This window comes from Pseudoalteromonas luteoviolacea, from assembly GCF_001750165.1.
GTDB classification, from domain to species: Bacteria; Pseudomonadota; Gammaproteobacteria; order Enterobacterales; family Alteromonadaceae; genus Pseudoalteromonas; species Pseudoalteromonas luteoviolacea_G.
The window spans coordinates 2060809-2077796 of sequence record NZ_CP015411.1; the positions used below are offsets into that span (position 1 = coordinate 2060809).

The 16988-nt window shown below is 42.3% G+C and carries 10 protein-coding genes; 6 read left to right on the plus strand and 4 right to left on the minus strand.

Annotation, left to right across the window (positions count from 1 at the left end; genetic code table 11):
- Positions 1-2: 2 nt before the first annotated feature.
- Both S4054249_RS08810 and S4054249_RS08815 read right to left on the minus strand, forming a co-directional pair.
- Complete coding sequence (locus S4054249_RS08810) at positions 3-944, minus strand: DUF58 domain-containing protein (RefSeq protein WP_046353977.1); 942 nt, start codon at positions 942-944, stop codon at positions 3-5.
- A 16-nt stretch (positions 945-960) separates the two neighbouring features.
- Positions 961-1917, minus strand: coding sequence for an AAA family ATPase (locus tag S4054249_RS08815; protein WP_046353976.1), 957 nt, complete (start codon positions 1915-1917; stop codon positions 961-963).
- 292 nt (positions 1918-2209) lie between these two features.
- On the opposite strand from S4054249_RS08815, the gene fadI reads away from it, so the two are divergent.
- From fadI to S4054249_RS08830, 3 genes are all read left to right on the plus strand, one after another.
- Positions 2210-3520, plus strand: a complete 1311-nt coding sequence (fadI, locus tag S4054249_RS08820; protein ID WP_046353975.1) for an acetyl-CoA C-acyltransferase FadI — start codon at positions 2210-2212, stop codon at positions 3518-3520.
- The gene (fadJ, locus tag S4054249_RS08825) at positions 3521-5623 is read left to right on the plus strand and encodes a fatty acid oxidation complex subunit alpha FadJ (RefSeq protein WP_046353974.1); all 2103 of its coding nucleotides are present in this window, start codon (positions 3521-3523) and stop codon (positions 5621-5623) included.
- Between the two features lie 567 nt (positions 5624-6190).
- Positions 6191-6409 carry a hypothetical protein gene (locus tag S4054249_RS08830; protein WP_046353973.1) on the plus strand — a complete coding sequence of 73 codons (219 nt, stop codon included), beginning with the start codon at positions 6191-6193 and terminating at the stop codon, positions 6407-6409.
- A 362-nt stretch (positions 6410-6771) separates the two neighbouring features.
- Here the strand turns inward: S4054249_RS08830 and S4054249_RS08835 are convergent, their stop codons facing one another.
- Together S4054249_RS08835 and S4054249_RS08840 are read right to left on the minus strand one after the other, a co-directional pair.
- Complete coding sequence (locus S4054249_RS08835; RefSeq protein ID WP_052960798.1) at positions 6772-8613, minus strand: S8 family peptidase; 1842 nt, start codon at positions 8611-8613, stop codon at positions 6772-6774.
- Between the two features lie 357 nt (positions 8614-8970).
- Entirely contained in the window at positions 8971-10812 is a 1842-nt protein-coding gene (locus tag S4054249_RS08840; protein ID WP_052960797.1) for a S8 family serine peptidase, read from the minus strand.
- A gap of 351 nt (positions 10813-11163) precedes the next feature.
- Here S4054249_RS08840 and S4054249_RS08850 point away from each other — a divergent pair, with 351 nt between their 5' ends.
- From S4054249_RS08850 to S4054249_RS08860, 3 genes are read left to right on the plus strand one after another with little or no spacing between them, the layout of a single operon-like run.
- Positions 11164-12561: a TolC family protein gene (locus tag S4054249_RS08850; RefSeq protein ID WP_046353971.1), complete on the plus strand. Its 1398-nt coding sequence runs from the start codon at positions 11164-11166 to the stop codon at positions 12559-12561.
- A complete protein-coding gene (locus tag S4054249_RS08855) occupies positions 12548-13870 on the plus strand; it encodes an efflux RND transporter periplasmic adaptor subunit (RefSeq protein WP_046353970.1) in 1323 nt (440 codons plus the stop codon). Before S4054249_RS08850 ends, S4054249_RS08855 begins: the two co-directional genes overlap by 14 nt.
- Positions 13867-16977 (plus strand): efflux RND transporter permease subunit, encoded by a 3111-nt coding sequence (locus S4054249_RS08860; protein ID WP_046353969.1) that lies wholly within the window; start codon positions 13867-13869, stop codon positions 16975-16977. Before S4054249_RS08855 ends, S4054249_RS08860 begins: the two co-directional genes overlap by 4 nt.
- Positions 16978-16988: the final 11 nt, after the last annotated feature.

Here is a 16988-nt window from a genome sequence, read left to right on the forward strand (position 1 = left end):
AGTTACCTAGAGAGCTGAGTTTCTAAAGGAGTATCCGCAGAAAAGTTAAGCATCATCATGCCTGAACGCTGCAAGCGTTTTAGGCGTTCGCTGAACACTTGTTGTGCTCGCTTGGCAAACTTATCTCTGAATTGCTTATCACTTAATGGTAGTGTCCAAGTATTCTGTGTTCCTTGGATCTCAACCGCTTGACTATATGCTGGTAATGTGTGCTCAAAGGGATCACTAATCTGGCATCCTATCAATTCACAGTGTCGACTCAGTCCTTCAAGCAGTGAGAAGCTTTCATCATTCAAGTCTGAGAAATCAGAAATTAAATAAATTAAGCTGCCTGGTTTTGCTAAATGCTTCAGTCTTTTTAGATTGTCATTAAAACGGCTGATACTTTCATTGTCTCGACGAGTGAGACTTGTTTCATGAACGTCACACAATTGGTGGCAAAATGCTAACACACCTTTGTCTCTGGCTGTCGGTTTGAGCTCGTGATGACTGTGTTCTGAGAATACAATGCCGCCTAGTCTATCTCCACGCAGTGAGGCTGACCATGCGACCAATGCACTCAAATGGGCAGCCTGCACCGATTTTAACAGCAGTTGGCTGCCAAACAACATGCTGTTTGATAGGTCAGTAAAGATGAAGACAGGGCGTTCTTTTTCTTCTTGATAAAGCTTTGTATGCGCTTCACCTGTTCGAGCTGTTACGCGCCAATCTATCGCGCGAATATCGTCGCCATATTGGTACTGACGAACTTCGGCAAACTCCATACCTCGCCCCTTGTGTGGCGCGAGATATTGACCAGCTTGCGCACTGCGGATTTGGCCCTTTGGTTTCAAATCAAGCAGACGAGATTTGCTTTTATAATAAAGCAACTCTTTTAGCCCAAGCTCAACACCATTGGTATGACAGTTTTTAAACCAGTTTTGGATATCAATATTTGCTTTCATAAACCAAGCTTACACTTTAAGGGACTGGCACTAACTCAAGAATTCGGCTAATAACCTGATCTTTAGTAATACCATCAGCTTGTGCCTCATAGCTTAAGATAATTCTGTGCCTAAGGACATCGTGTAAAACAGCTTGAATATCATCTGGTGTTACGAAATCACGCTGTTGCAACCATGCATGAGCGCGTGCACACTTATCTAATGCGATTGTTGCACGAGGACTTGCTCCCAATTCTATCCATGTGCCAAGTTGTGCATCTAACTGGGAAGCTTCGCGAGTAGCGATAATCAATTGAACTAAATATAGCTCTAGTGGTTCAGCCAAATGTAACTCAAGCACCTTTTTTCTTGCTTCGAAGAGAGTCTGTTGACTGATTGGGCTAAATTTTACCGCTTCTGTACTGAGTGCTTCACCGCGAGTGAGTCGCAGTATTTCTAATTCAGTTTGTGCCTTTGGGTAATCAATATTGAGGTGCAGTAGGAATCGGTCCAGCTGTGCTTCAGGGAGTGGGTAAGTACCTTCCTGCTCAAGTGGGTTTTGTGTTGCCATAACCATGAACAATTCAGGTAACGGGTAGGTTGTTTTACCGACTGTTACTTGTCTCTCTGCCATCGCCTCTAATAAAGCGGATTGAACTTTTGCAGGTGCTCGGTTGATCTCATCTGCGAGTACAAGATTATGGAATAAGGGGCCTTTTTCAAACACAAACTCACTGGTTTGTTGCCTATAAATATCAGTACCAGTTATATCTGCAGGTAATAAGTCAGGGGTAAACTGAACACGCTGGAAGCTGCCTTCAATGCCTTTTGCAAGCGCGTTGACTGCACGGGTTTTTGCAAGGCCTGGAGGCCCCTCTACTAATAAATGTCCATCTGCTAATATAGCGATTAATAGTGCTTCAGTAAGGTCAGGTTGACCAATAATTTGTGTGTCTAAGTATTTTTTTAATTCAGTAAACTCATTAACTGCCATGCTTGTTTGTCCTTGTTCTGACAAATTTGTTGCTTATTTATATGGATTGAAACGGAAAACTCAAGCTTTTGAGGTGTAATTTCGCACTTTTCTTAGACTCTTTTATTTTGTTTAGTTCCATATTTTTAATATATTTTTCAGAAGCTTTTTGATTTGTGTAAAAATCACGCTAAGTTTAATTTGCGCTGAGATTTTTACACACAATTTCCATTTTTCTATTGGCAGAATGGATTCGGTTGTTTAGAATCGAGTTAAAATAACAGGTCAGACCTGTCAGCGGGAGAGCAAATTCATGTCTGAACAAAACATTCTAAAAACAATAAATGGAGACCGTATTGCTATTGTTAGTGGCCTACGTACTCCTTTCGCAAAACAAGCTACGGCTTATCACCACGTGCCAGCACTTGACCTCGGTAAAACCGTGGTCAACGAAATGCTTGAGCGCCTGAATATCGACAAAAAAGAAATTGATCAGCTAGTCTTTGGCCAAGTGGTACAAATGCCAGAAGCGCCAAATATTGCACGTGAAATCGTATTAGGTACTGGTATGCCCGTCTCTGTTGATGCTTATTCAGTTTCTCGTGCCTGCGCAACCAGTTTCCAAGCCGTGGCGAATGTCGCAGAGTCGATCATCGCAGGGTACAGTGCTGTTGGTATTGCTGGAGGCGCTGATTCGTCCTCAGTTCTGCCGATTGGTGTAAGCAAGAAGTTGGCAGGGAGTCTAGTTGATCTCAACAAAGCAAGAACCTTGAGCCAGCGTTTGAAGATTTTCTCTAAGTTAAGATTAAAAGATTTATTACCAGTACCACCAGCAGTAGCTGAGTATTCAACGGGCCTTTCAATGGGTGATACTGCGGAGCAAATGGCAAAAACGCATGGGATCAGCCGTGAAGAACAAGACGCGTTAGCGCATCGTTCCCACTCTCTAGCGGCAAAAGCTTGGGACGAAGGTCTATTATCCCCTGAGGTTATGACTGCGCATGTTGAGCCTTACAAGAGTTTTCTTGATAGGGATAACAATATACGTGCAAACTCCTCACTAGAGGGCTATGCCAAGTTGCGTCCTGTATTTGACAGGAAACACGGCTCGGTTACTGCCGCTAATGCAACACCTTTGACTGATGGTGCCGCTGCTGTATTAATGATGAGTGAGAGCAAAGCAAAAGCACTTGGTTATGAAATTCTTGGTTATGTTCGTTCTTATGCTTTCTCCGCAATTGGTGTGCACGAAGACATGTTAATGGGTCCTGCACATTCAACACCTTTGGCATTAGATAGAGCAGGAATCGAACTCAAAGATCTCGATTTAATTGAAATGCATGAGGCGTTTGCGGCGCAAGCGCTTGCCAATGTAAAGATGTTTGCATCAGATAAATTTGCGCAAGAAAAGCTTGGCCGTAATAAAGCTATCGGCGAAATAGACATGGATAAATTCAATGTTAATGGCGGTTCATTGGCATATGGACACCCATTTGCGGCAACGGGCGCCCGACTTATTACGCAAAGCTTAAATGAATTAAAACGCCGAGGTGGTGGGCTTGCATTGACAACCGCATGCGCAGCAGGTGGTTTAGGTGCGGCTTTTGTATTGGAGAGTGCATAAATGTCAGTATTTAGTTATGAATTAAACAGTCACCAAGTTGCATTGGTTACCATTGATGTGCCTGGCGAGAAAATGAACACGTTGCGTGATTCTTTTGCGGATGAGCTATTAGAGATTTTAGAGCAAGGCAAAAAAGATGATGTAACAGGTATGGTGTTCGTAAGCGGCAAAGCAGATAACTTTATTGCTGGTGCAGACATCAAAATGCTCGACAATGCCAACACACGTGAAGATGCTCTGCGTCTGTCTGAAATGTGTCAGCAAGCATTTTTCAAAATGAAAGCACTACCATTTCCAACAGTCGCTGCTATTCATGGGGCTGCTTTAGGTGGTGGTTTAGAGTTTGCATTAGCATGCGATTACCGCGTATGTACAAGTGATGACAAAACCAAGCTTGGTTTGCCTGAGGTACAACTTGGATTATTACCAGGTGGTGGTGGTACACAGAGACTACCTAAATTGGTTGGTATCCAAAAAGCATTAGAGTGGATGTTAACCGGTAAACAAGTTAGAGCAAAGCAAGCGGCTAAAGCAGGCTTAGTCGATGAAAGCGTACCATATAGTATTTTAATGGATGTCGCTGTTAAATTGGCTCGCAAAGGCAAGCCCAGAGTACGCAAACCAAAGTTAGATAAACTGAGCCAGTTGTTAGAGTCTAATCCTTTTGGTCGCAATATTATTTTCAAAAAAGCACAAGAGAATGTTGAAAAGAAAACAGGGGGCCACTACCCAGCGCCATTGGCAATTATCAAGGCTGTTCGTGCGTCAGTAGAACTTGATGAGCTTAAAGCGTACAAAACTGAAGCTGAAGGGTTTGCAGATCTTGTCATGACAGATGTGTCACGTTCACTTCGAGGTATTTTCTTTGCAACCACAGAGATGAAAAAAGAGTGGCAAAGTGATGATACTGCGAAAATTGAGCGAGCGGCGGTACTTGGCGGTGGATTAATGGGAGCCGGTATCACCCACGTAAGCGCGGTAAAGGCTGGTGCACGTGTGCGCATTAAAGACGTCGCACATCAGGGGATCAGTAATGCACTTAACTACAGTTATAATATCCTATCTAAAAAGCAAAAGCGTCGTATTTTATCCAAAGCGCAAATGCAATCAGCTATGAATAGCATTACGGGCACAACAGATTATAGTGGCTTTGAGCATATTGATATCGTGATTGAAGCGGTGTTTGAAGATCTTGCTTTAAAACAAGGTATGGTGGCTGATATTGAGCGTGAATGTGCAGATTCTACAATCTTTGCTAGTAATACATCTTCACTTCCAATTGCTCAAATTGCAGAAAAAGCAGCTCGACCGGAAAATGTCATTGGCTTACATTATTTCTCTCCAGTAGAGAAAATGCCGCTGGTAGAAATCATTCCTCACGAGGGTACTTCAGAGCAGACCATCGCCAAAACAGTTAATTTTGCGCGTAAGCAGGGTAAGACCCCAATTGTGGTAAAAGACAAAGCTGGATTCTATGTCAATCGGATCCTAGCACCTTATGTGAATGAAGCAGCCAACTTGCTCCTTGCAGGTGAACCGATTGACAAGATAGACCAAGCACTGGTTGAGTTTGGTTTTCCTGTAGGCCCACTTGCATTGCTTGATGAAGTGGGTATCGACATAGGGTCTAAGATAGCCCCAATTCTTGAGAAAGAGCTGGGAGAGCGATTTAAAGGTCCAAATGCATTTGAGCGTATGATAGACAGTAAGCGCCTAGGCAGAAAAACTGGCCGTGGTTTTTATACCTATGAAGGTAAAAAAGGCAAAAAAGTGGATGAGTCTGTTTATGATTTACTTGGCATCACACAAGCTCCGCGCTTAAATAAGCAAGAAATTGCAAATCGTTGTGTTGCTCAAATGCTCAATGAGGCATCACGCTGTTTAGACGAGGGGATCATCGCTTCGCCAAGAGATGGTGACATTGGTGCAATCTTTGGTATTGGCTTCCCACCGTTTTTAGGCGGTCCGTTCAGTTATATGGATAAACGCGGTCTTAATAAGGTTTGTTCAGAGCTATCTACCTATGCAACTGAAAATGACGTGTTTACCCCATCAGAGCCATTACAAGCGAAAGCAGAAGCGGGTGAAGCTTACTACGGCTAATACTTTACCGAGAGAAAATGCCATAAAAATATGGTGTTTTCTCTTGCTTAAGTTCTGTTCAATGTTTAACAAGCAAACTTCATCTTGCCATTTACATCACGTTAAGCTTCTTAATCGTACTGGCTTTTTTCAGCGTTGATTGATTAACTTTTCCCTTAATTAACCATCATCTTGAATTTTAATCAATAGCATAGTTAATTTGATTGTATTATTTTTGAGCATATCCGCTGTTCTTGTTGAAAAAAGATGCTGAAATAAATAAAGAACAATCAAATTCGGCACTTTTATAAATTCACTTTTTATGCCTTCAACTGCTGATACTTATTATAAAAATGATGTAGTTCACCAAGTTTTGTTGATGTTTTCTATTTGTGCAGAAATAACGATCTGGTGACAAGTATGCTTTGTTTTGAGAAACACATAAGTAAGTTAGAGGCGTATGAGCAGCTTGTACAAGAATCTGACAGGTCAAGTAGTAGAAACTTATATAAAGAAACAGATATTTTCTGAAGTTTTACAGGTGACTAGATAATTATTTGTATAAATTGAATTTGATGAAGGAATAGTATGAAAAACACAAAGAAACTAATGGCAGCGGTTGCACTATTAAGTACATTTTATGCAGTAGCTGCTGATCAAACCTATACGGCTTATGGTTATTCAAAAGGGCAAGCTCAAGCATATATAGGATATTATGCGAAATGGAAAAACTTAACAGTAGTAAGCATGAGTTGTTACCAAAGAACACTTCAACCGAGCTGGCGTTGTGATGCAACGCTTCGCTAATACTCAAAAATATTCAATAAGATAAACTAGTTGTCCTTATTTAAAAGGAATTTAGTGCTACGAAATTATTTACAAAACTTGTTGTTGCTATATTGCTTTGTGGACATTTTAAATGTGTTCTTGGGAGAGCTAATTTTGATTTTTATGTTAGACCTTCTAAAAGTGTCCACTACGACAGCTGTGGTCGCTCAGTGGAGAAAACTTGCAAACTCTAGCAAAAGGTCAGCATTACTTTGTTTTTAAATGTATTTTGCTTTTGGTTGGAAGTGCAGTGCATTTGGTTACGTTAAAGCCAGCATAGTGTGGCTATATAACAACATACAGGTTGAAAGAGAGCTATTAATATAGCTCTCTTTTTTGGATTAGTGACCGTAGAACGTGATGCTCCAGCCAGTCAATAGACCTGGTTGAGTATTATTTGGCTGAACTTTATCACTGCGCTGTGGCGTGACTGTGATAGAGTTTTCAACAAATTTACCAGTACCAAGGTCGTATACTCTTTCAGACCACGAATCTTTAGCATTTGTATCGATGATTCGTAGCTTCCAATCACCTTTAGCAGATTCGCCGTAGAAATGGTTAGACAAGAGCGCATTGCCATTAAACTTGTTACCTTCTATATCTGTACCGGCAGTTAAAATTACACTGCGAGTATTACTCGGTGAAATAAGCTCGATAGATAGGTCACCAAGACGGTCATGCTCTAAGTTCAAGTTTACACGTACACCCTCTACAGTTAGGTCTTCACTCTGTGTATGAACTGACTCAGTGCCTGAGAAGTCACCGTCATAGATAAATGTGTCAGCTGCCACAGGTACATCGTAAGATTTAACTTGTAATTCGCCTAGAATTGGGCCAGTCAGTAGTGCTTTTTCCACAGCAGCGTCTACATTTGCTAAACCAAAGCCATAATCATAGTGGAAAGGAAGACCTGCACCGTTTACTTGCCAAGCAGGAATTGCTTCGTAATCCCCAATCATACGAGGTTTAGAATCAGCATCTACTTGAGTTGCAGTGGTGATCAGAAGGTGTCTTACATCACGCCATGAAAGCTGGTGGTTTGCTGACATAACAAGTGCGACTGCGCCAGAAAGCGCTGGTGCAGCTGCTGAAGTACCATTCATGTTAAATGTGTAAAGTGGGTTTTCACACTGTGTTTCAGTTGCATCAGTACACCACTTAGGTAAAGTTGTTGTAACAGTCGCAGGGCTATAACGGCCCCATTCACCGGCAGGTGCAGTCAGTAACACTGCTGAACCACCAGAAGAATATGCAGCAAGATTCCCTTTAGCATTCAGTGCTGAAACGGTTAAGTTCCAGAAGTTCGCATTTGTCGGATCTGCCAGAGATGCATCATACGCTGGTAGTGCGTAACCGTTAGGATAGAATAGAGAGAGCAAGCCATTGTCTCGGTCTAACCAGCGGCCACCCATGAAGTGATCATTACCAGCAGCTTTTACAGCCATTGCTCCGCGGCCACCATGACTTTCGGTGACAGCAATACGAGTAACATTGTCTAGATTGTCGAAGTATTCACGGTAGTCACCGTAAATGCTTGCGTCAGAAAAAGTGTAACCAATACTTTGGTTAATCACACGTGCATCAGTGTGCTTGTTCATTGGTTGAACTGCACCATCCATATCCATAACTGCACGAATTGCCAAGTCAAGGTCTGCGTAGTTGCGATCTCTACCAATCAGGTTTGCACCTGTTAATGTTGCAGCTGGAGCAACACCACGGCCACCTTGACCGTTGAACGCAGCAGCGGCTGCAATACCAGCAACCATAGTACCATGGCTATCGATTGTTACACGGCCTCTTGATTCGTATTGATAAATATATGGATTAGGGTTGCGTGTATCACCTTGAGCCATATTTGGTGCAAGATCTGGGTGGTAAGTCGCTAGGCCATCATCAATGATTGCAATATTGATGCCTTGACCTAAAATGCCTCGGCGGTGTGTAAAGTCCAGATTTAAGTCAATTCCAGCGACGCCTGGTGTGATAGCCCCTGCGTGTTGACCATTATTCTGGAGGTGCCATTGATGCACCACAAGCGGGTCGCCATCAGCTAGTTTATATGTATATTCCCATACATGCTTAAATGGGTCATATTCTTGGGCGCTGTTATCAAATGTTTGAGCATTTGCTTGGCCTAGCGCAAGTAGTAAACCGGCTGTAACGATATTCAATTTATTATTCATTATTAATTTCCGTTTGTTTTATGTTTAAATTAATAAACGCCACATTTCAAATAAAATAACAAAGATCAATAAAATTGTTTTGTTTTAATTTTTTTGGTTTATTTTGTTAAATAACAAAGGTTTTTAATTATTGTGTCTGTGTTTTTTATGAGTAACTTGTCGACAATTTGGAAGTTCCGTAATAAACGTTGAGTCTTATTACTTGAACGTTTTTTAGAATAAGAATGAAAGGGGCTTTCATTCTAGGAATATAATTGAATGTATAAACGAAATTAGGTTGATTGTTTGAAATATGAGATTTTGACGTAGGTATGGGTGGAAATAGAGAGCTATTAATAGCTCTCTACTTTAGATTAATTAGTGACCGTAGAACGTGATGCTCCAACCTGTCAACTGACCAGGTTTAGTATTATTTGCTTGGATCTTGTCACTGCGCTGAGGCACAACCGTGATTGAATCTTCAACAAATTTACCCGTGCCTAAGTCATATACTCGCTCAGACCAAGAATCTTTTGCATTGGTATCGATGATACGCAATTTCCAATCACCTTTAGCTGATTCACCGTAGAAATGGTTGGATAGAATAACGTTGTTGTTAAACTTGTTGCCTTCGATATCAGTACCAGCAGTCAAAATAACGCTGCGAGTATTACTCGGCGAAATAAGCTCAACAGACAAGTCGCCAAGACGCTCGTGGTCTAGACTTAAGTTAACCTTTACAGCTTCAACAGTAAGATCATCTTTTTGAGTATGGACAGACTCAGTACCTGAAAAATCACCGTCATAGATCAAGGCATCAGCAGCAACTGGGACGTCATATGACTTGACTTGCAAGTCGCCCATGATTGGACCTGTCTGCAATGCTTTTTCTACAGCAGCATCAACATTTACTAAACCAAAGCCATAGTCATAATGGAAAGAATGGCCTGCACCATTAGTTTGCCAAGTTGGGATCGCTTCATAATCACCAATCATACGAGGTTTGGCATCGGCATCTACTTTGGTCGCTGTGGTGATCATAAGGTGTCTTACATCACGCCATGAAAGCTGGTGATTCGCAGACATGATCAATGCCACCGCGCCAGATAATGCAGGAGCAGCTGCTGAAGTACCATTCATATTGAAAGAGTACATTGGGTTTTCACACTGCGTTTCAGTTGCATCAGTACACCATTTTGGTAAATCTGTAGTCACTGTAGCAGGGCTATAACGGCCCCATTCACCAGCAGGTGCTGTAAGTAATACTGCTGAACCGCCTGTAGAGTATGCAGCTAGGTTGCCTTTTGCATTTAAGGCAGAAACCGTCAAGTTCCAGAAGTTCGCATTTGTTGGATCGGCTATAGATGCATCATATGAAGGTAATGCATATCCATTTGGATAAAATAGTGTAAGAAGGCCATTATCTCTATCTAACCAGCGTCCACCCATAAAGTGGCTATTACCCGCAGACTTTACAGCCATTGAACCACGACCACCATGACTTTCTGTTACTGCTTTTTTAGTGACTTCGTCAATATTATCGAAGAAAGCTTTATAGTCCCCGTAAATACTTGCGTCAGAAAAAGAGTAACCAATGCTTTGGTTGATTACACGTGCATCAGTGTGCTTATTCATTGGCTGAACAGCGCCGTCCATATCCATTACCGCGCGAATCGCAACATCGCGACCTACGTAATTACGATCTTTACCAATTAGGTTAGCACCAGTCAGGGTAGCTGCTGGAGCGACACCACGACCACCTTGGCCATTATATGCAGCAGCAGCGGCAATGCCTGCCACTTTAGTGCCGTGACTATCAGTAGTTAAACGACCTCGGTTGTAATATTGATAAATATAAGGGTCAGGATTTAATGTGCTTCCTTGTACAACATTTGGCGCAAGATCTGGATGGTATGTAGCTAATCCGTCATCGATAATGGCAATGTTAATGCCTTGACCTAATATGCCGCGGCGATGAGTAAAGTCCAAGTTTAAGTCTATACCTGCAACACCTGGCGTCACTGCGCCTGCATGCTGGCCGTTATTTTGTAAGTGCCATTGATGTACAACAAGTGGATCGCCACCAGCTAGTTTATATGTATATTCCCAAACATGCTTTGATGGGTCATATTCTTGAGCACTATTATCGAATGTCTGGGCGTTTGCTTGCCCTAGAGCCAGTAATAAACCAGCTGTAACAATGTTTAACCTGTTGTTCATTTTATATTTCCATTTTGTTGTTTGTTTCTATGTATAAACAGGTTGTTTCCAAAAAAATAACACGAAGAGTGAAAAAAGTTTCTTTTTTGTTTTTATTGAGTTGATTTTGTAAATATGGTGGATGGTTGTTGTTATTTATATTTTGTGTGATTAAGTGGCTTTTCATTCTGTGACTGGTATTAAGAGGGCCATACTCAGAGTAAGTTTTTTGATCGTAAACCCTTTTCACTGTGTATGAATACATTTACCAGTATTGCTGAATGTAAGGCTATGTAAAGTTGATTGGGCCATTGCAATACTTGACAGTACACTAAAATAGTAATGTAGAACTCAGCCTATAGGAATAAAAGAATGAGGCTAAAATCGGCGTTGGTTGCAATTATGTCTTCTCTGATATGTGGTTGCGTAGCGACACATTATATTGATGAAAACTATGCTGCGAACATTAAATCGCCTTCCACTTGGCATTACCTGCACACAGAGGGAAGGGTTCAGAGCAATTGGCTGAATGAAGTTTCAAACACGCAAGTACATGAGTTGGTAGAACAAGCGTTAAATAATAATTTTTTGCTTCGCAAACAAATGATAGAAGTTGAGTCTGCAAGACAACGATTGATCATCAATGGCAGTGCATTGTGGCCAACGCTCACAATTGCACTGGATAGTAGTAGACGAAAGTCTGCATTAGAGCAATTCTCATCTGATCATGCACTATCGCTGAAAGTGGGGTATGAACTTGACCTGTGGGGCAAGTTAAGTGACTCACAGCGTCAGGCAAATCTGGAAGTTATGTCGAGCTTAGAAAGCTTTAAACAACAAAGGTATGATCTAGTTGCGGAAGTAATTATAAGCTGGTTTTCAGTGATAGAAGGAAAGTCGCAACAGCTACTCTTAAGTCGTCGTTTACAAGTGGTGAAGCAAAACCTCGATATCATTGAGTCAGGATACAAGCAAGGACTGAACAGCGCGTTAGACGTTTATCTAGCGCGCACGGAGCTCAATAATGAACAAGCAAAATTAGCACAACAAGAAGCGACGGTTGGCAGTCGCATTCGCACCTTAGAGCGATTAATTGGAGCCTATCCAACAGGTGCATTGGCCGTGAATGCTGTATTACCGTTGTTAAAATCAACGATTCCGGTAGGGGTACCTTCGGCGTTAATTAGTCGAAAGCCATCACTTATATCTAGCTGGTACGAATTATTAGCGCGAGATGCTGCTTTGGCTTACGCACATAAACAACGTTTCCCAAGTATAAATTTGAGCGCCAGTTATGGCCCAAGTGGAGACAGTCTCGGAGATGCTTTGTCTCTATCCAATGCAGGTTGGTCACTTTTATCGGGTATTTCAGCACCGATATTCAATGCAGGAAATCTGGCAGCTCAAGAAGAGTTGGCTAAAACCGAGCTTAAAGCAAAAGAGTTAGAGTATCTCAACAGCCTACAAGACGCATTTGCTGAAGTTGAAAATAAAATCAGTGAAGAAACTTCGCTCAAGCAACGTTATGAAGAGACTTTAGTGGCTGAAAAAAATGCCCAGCTAGCAGAGCAATTATCATTTGAACAGTACCAAAAAGGGCTAGTGAGCTATACCACAGTATTAGATGCGCAAAAGCGCGCTTTTGATGCTCAGAGCAGCCTAATATCCATAAAAAATGAACTAATCAAGAATCGAGTAGAGCTTCATCTAGCTCTTGGTGGCGATTTTCAACAGACAAAGCCTGAGGAAGTGAGCAATGACATTGGCTAAACGATTTATACTACCCATAGCGATACTCACCGTGTCTGTTTTACTGGTTGTATTTATATCATCCAATCCCCCCCAATCGAAGCGGGGTAAGGGTAAACCACAAGCAAAAATGGTTGTAGATTTTGAGGTGGTTAAAGAGAAACCTTTTACCATGATGATTGACAGCTATGGCATTGTAAAACCGCGTACACAAAGTGTCCTCGTAGCTCAAGTTTCTGGTGAAATTAGCTATATAAGCGACAGTTTCAGAGATGGCGGCTTTTTCGAAAAAGGCGAATTGCTGCTGCAAATTGATGAAAGAGACTACAAAGCAGAAGTTCAAGTTGCCCGAGCTGAACTACTCAATGCACAACAAAGTTTGTTAGAAGAAGAAGCAAGAGGAAAGCAAGCGCAAGTTGATTGGCTACGATTAGGTGATGGTGGAAAAGCCAGTGACTTGGTGCTTAGAAAACCCCAATTAGAGGCGCAAAAAGCCAATGTGTTATCTGCTCAGGCAAAACTCGCAAAGGCTGAATTAGCATTGGAACGTACTCGTTTAGTTGCCCCGTTTGATGGTCGGATACTCAGTAAAAAGGTCGATCTTGGACAAGTGGTTAGTAATAACAGCCAACTTGCAGAGATGTATGCAACAGACTACGTCGAAATAAGATTGCCTATTAACAACCGAGATTTGGCATTCATGCGCCTACCAGAGCACTTTAGAGATGGTAAAGCCGATATTCCTAACCCTGAGGTTTTGTTGTATTCAGATCTAGTTAAAGCGCAGCAATGGCGTGGGGTGGTGGTTCGTACAGAGGGCGCTATTAGTGAGCTTTCTCAGCAGCTGTATGTAGTGGCACAGTTGGAGGACCCGTTTTCGGTCGAGCAGGCAGGTGATTTTGCTATCAAGATTGGACAGTACGTGAATGCTCAAATAAAAGGGCGAACATTAGAGGGTGCGATTGCGATTCCAAGCAGCGCTATTTATCAGGGTACCTACGTGTATATCCTTGAAGAGAAAGATTTATTGATGCGTAAAGATATCACCGTATCTTGGCAAAATGATGAGTTCGCCATTGTCGACTCGGGGCTTGTCGCAGGTATGCGATTGGTTACTACACCACTTGGGCAAGTAAGTTCAGGTACACAAGTAGTGTTGAATCGGAGTAAATCTGGTGGTGTTCAGGATATGCTTTCTGAATCGCCTACATGGCAAAAATTATCGGATAAACAGAAAAGTAGGTTAAAAAGGCTGGCGGAGCAACGCGGGATAAGTGTCGAGCAATTACTGGTTGAGCGTGAGCAAAAAGTGAAGGAGGCTGGCATATGATAGCTTGGTTTACCCGTAATCCAGTCGCTGCAAACTTATTGATGTTGTCTATATTGTTCGGCGGCTTGTTTTCAATGTCGACAAAAATCCCATTGGAAGTCTTTCCTTCTTTTGAATTAGATGTCATAAGCATCAATATGTCTCTACGGGGCGCAACGCCAGAAGATGTTGAGCAGGGGATCTCAATACGGATTGAAGAGGCGGTGCAAGATCTCGAAGGAGTAAAGCAAATTTCTAGTCGCTCCTCAGAGGGATCAGCAAATGTCAGGGTTGAAGTCGACTCAGGCTATGACCCCAGAGAAATGCTAGCGGATATTAAAAGTCGGGTAGATGCGATAAATACTTTTCCATCGGATGCAGAGAAGCCCGTAATTTCCTTGGCAGAACGAAAACGCGATGTGATTACAGTGACGGTGGCTGCGAGTTATTCGGAGAAAGAGACCCGTGAATTTGCAGAGCAAGTTCGAGATGATTTATTACGTATTGATGGGGTAACACAAGTAGAACTAGATGGGGTACGAGACTACGAAATTGCCATTGAACTCAGCCAGGATAAGCTTAGACAATATGATTTATCGATAAAGCAAGTGGCCAATTTGATTGGGCAGTCCAGTGCAGATATTTCAGCAGGAAATTTAAAGTCATCAGGCGGGGATATTTTGCTGCGTTCTAAAGGGCAGGCATATCGCAAAAATGAATTTGCGAGTATTCCAATAAAAACCAGTGCGGATGGTTCGGTTGTCTACTTATCTGATATAGCGACCATTATAGATGGATTCGAAGAGACTCCCGTTCGTACACGCTTCAATGGCAAGCAAGCCGCATTTATAGAGGTTTATCGCATAGGTCAACAAAGTGCAATTGAAGTTGCAGATAGAGTTAAGGCATATATCGAGGAACGACAAAATTCGCTGCCAAAGGGCTATGAGTTAAGTTATTGGGACGACGACTCAGTGATCGTCAAAAACCGAATTTCGACGTTGACCTCAAATGCACTTCAAGGTGGCATTTTAGTTTTAGCATTGTTGACGCTATTTTTGCGTCCAGCCATCGCATTTTGGGTTTTTATAGGGATCCCTGTGTCTTTTATGGGGGCATTTTTAGCGATGCCGCTGTTTGGGATCAGTCTCAATATAATGAGTTTGTTCGGATTTATTCTCGTTCTGGGTATTGTTGTGGATGATGCAATTGTGACGGGCGAAAATATTTATACTCATTTGAATAGTGCAGAATCTGGAGAAGAAGCGGCAATAAAGGGCACGCAAGAGGTAGCGACACCTGTGACATTTGGTATCTTAACAACCGTGGCTGCATTTCTGCCGTTGGCATTTATTGATGGGGTTCGAGGTGCTATTTTCGCTCAAATTCCGGCTGTTGTGATCCCTGTGCTATTAATGTCACTAGTGGAATCTAAATTCGTATTACCAGCACATCTAAAGCACTTAAAACCCCGAAAGAGTGAGCAAGAAGCGGGTCGGTTTAGTCGTTTTCAACAGCGCTTTGCGGATGGGTTCGAGCGTGCGATATTAAAATACTATCAGCCAGCGTTAAAAATCGCGATTTCTAACAAGGCAGCAACGTTGAGTACTTTTGCAGGGGGGTTTTTAATTATTTTGACGCTAATTACTAGCGGCTGGACTAAGTTCATTTTCTTTCCACGGATCCCTAGTGAAACCGTGCGTGCAAATCTAACTTTGCCAACAGGTACACCTTTTGAGGTGACTGCAAAATATATTGATTTGATGTCTGACAAAGCACAGGTGCTCAAAGATAAATATGTTGACCCAAATACTGGGGAAAGCGTGATTACACATATTTTAGCGACAACGGGAGGGCGAGGTGGTGCATCAAATTCTGGGCGTGTGCGTTTTGAAATAACTCCCCCAGAATCGCGAACACTCAGTGTTGACTCGAGGCAATTAGTGAGAGAATGGCGTACTTTAATTGGCACTATTCCAGGTGCTGAAAGTTTAACTTTTCGGGCTGAAATTGGCCGCTCTAGCGACCCCATTGATGTACAACTGACAGGTACTTCTTTAGTCGTACTCAAAGAAGCAGCACAACAGGTTAAGGCTAATTTGGCGACGTTTCCTACCGTATTTGATATTACGGATAGTCTAAGTGATGGTAAAGAAGAGTTGCAAATTGAGCTAACCGCGCAAGGTAAAGCGCTTGGTCTGACAAGGACAGAGGTATCAAATCAGATCCGGAGTGCATTTTTTGGAGCGCAAGTTCAGCGGATCCAGCGTGGTCGAGACGATGTTCGCGTTATGGTTCGTTTACCGTTAAGCGAGCGCAGTAATTTAGCCACATTAAACACTTTACTAATTAATACGCAAAACCAAGGCGCAGTACCTTTAAACCATGTTGCGACGCTCTCCCCAGGCCAGAGCCCGTCAAGTATTTATCGTATTGACCGATATCGAACGGTCAATATTACCGCTGATATTGAAAAAGAAAATACTAATATGACTGTATTACAAGAAGAGTTGAAGGTGTTTTTGGATCAGCTCGTTGCACAGTACCCGGGGGTGACGCACTCGCTCGAGGGTGAAGCCAAAGAGCAGCGGGAGTCGTTTGGGTCATTAGGTTGGGCACTTTTGTTTGTATTCTTTATTATCTATGCGCTGATGGCTATCCCGTTTAAGTCTTATATACAGCCCTTAATCGTAATGAGTGTGATCCCATTTGGATTAATAGGTTCGGTGATCGGCCATTGGATTATGTCTATGGAACTCACCATCATGAGTTTATTGGGCATGTTGGCTTTGATTGGCGTGGTTGTGAACGATTCATTAGTACTCGTGGATTATATTAACAAGCAGCGTGCGAAAGGTGCAGAGCTAATGAGTGCCGTTTTAACTGCTGGCGCCGCTCGATTTAGGCCTGTTATGCTGACTAGTATCACGACCTTTTTTGGCTTGATGCCACTTTTATTTGAGCAACAGACACAGGCACAATTTCTGATACCGATGGCTGTTTCTTTGGGGTTTGGCATTATATTTGCGACTTTAATTACACTCATTTTAGTCCCCGTGAATTATTTGTTAGTCGAAAAGGTGCAACGCTTTAGCCGCAGTATTGGTTTAAAACGCGTAAACTCATAGTACTTCAATAA

What these genes read in the sequence shown, in the direction of transcription:
- S4054249_RS08810 (WP_046353977.1), bottom strand. Translation starts at nt 944, where the DNA reads ATGAAAGCAAATATTGATATCCAAAACTGGTTTAAAAACTGTCATACC.
- S4054249_RS08815 (WP_046353976.1), bottom strand. Translation starts at nt 1,917, where the DNA reads ATGGCAGTTAATGAGTTTACTGAATTAAAAAAATACTTAGACACACAA.
- fadI (WP_046353975.1), top strand. Translation starts at nt 2,210, where the DNA reads ATGTCTGAACAAAACATTCTAAAAACAATAAATGGAGACCGTATTGCT.
- fadJ (WP_046353974.1), top strand. Translation starts at nt 3,521, where the DNA reads ATGTCAGTATTTAGTTATGAATTAAACAGTCACCAAGTTGCATTGGTT.
- S4054249_RS08830 (WP_046353973.1), top strand. Translation starts at nt 6,191, where the DNA reads ATGAAAAACACAAAGAAACTAATGGCAGCGGTTGCACTATTAAGTACA.
- S4054249_RS08835 (WP_052960798.1), bottom strand. Translation starts at nt 8,613, where the DNA reads ATGAATAATAAATTGAATATCGTTACAGCCGGTTTACTACTTGCGCTA.
- S4054249_RS08840 (WP_052960797.1), bottom strand. Translation starts at nt 10,812, where the DNA reads ATGAACAACAGGTTAAACATTGTTACAGCTGGTTTATTACTGGCTCTA.
- S4054249_RS08850 (WP_046353971.1), top strand. Translation starts at nt 11,164, where the DNA reads ATGAGGCTAAAATCGGCGTTGGTTGCAATTATGTCTTCTCTGATATGT.
- S4054249_RS08855 (WP_046353970.1), top strand. Translation starts at nt 12,548, where the DNA reads ATGACATTGGCTAAACGATTTATACTACCCATAGCGATACTCACCGTG.
- S4054249_RS08860 (WP_046353969.1), top strand. Translation starts at nt 13,867, where the DNA reads ATGATAGCTTGGTTTACCCGTAATCCAGTCGCTGCAAACTTATTGATG.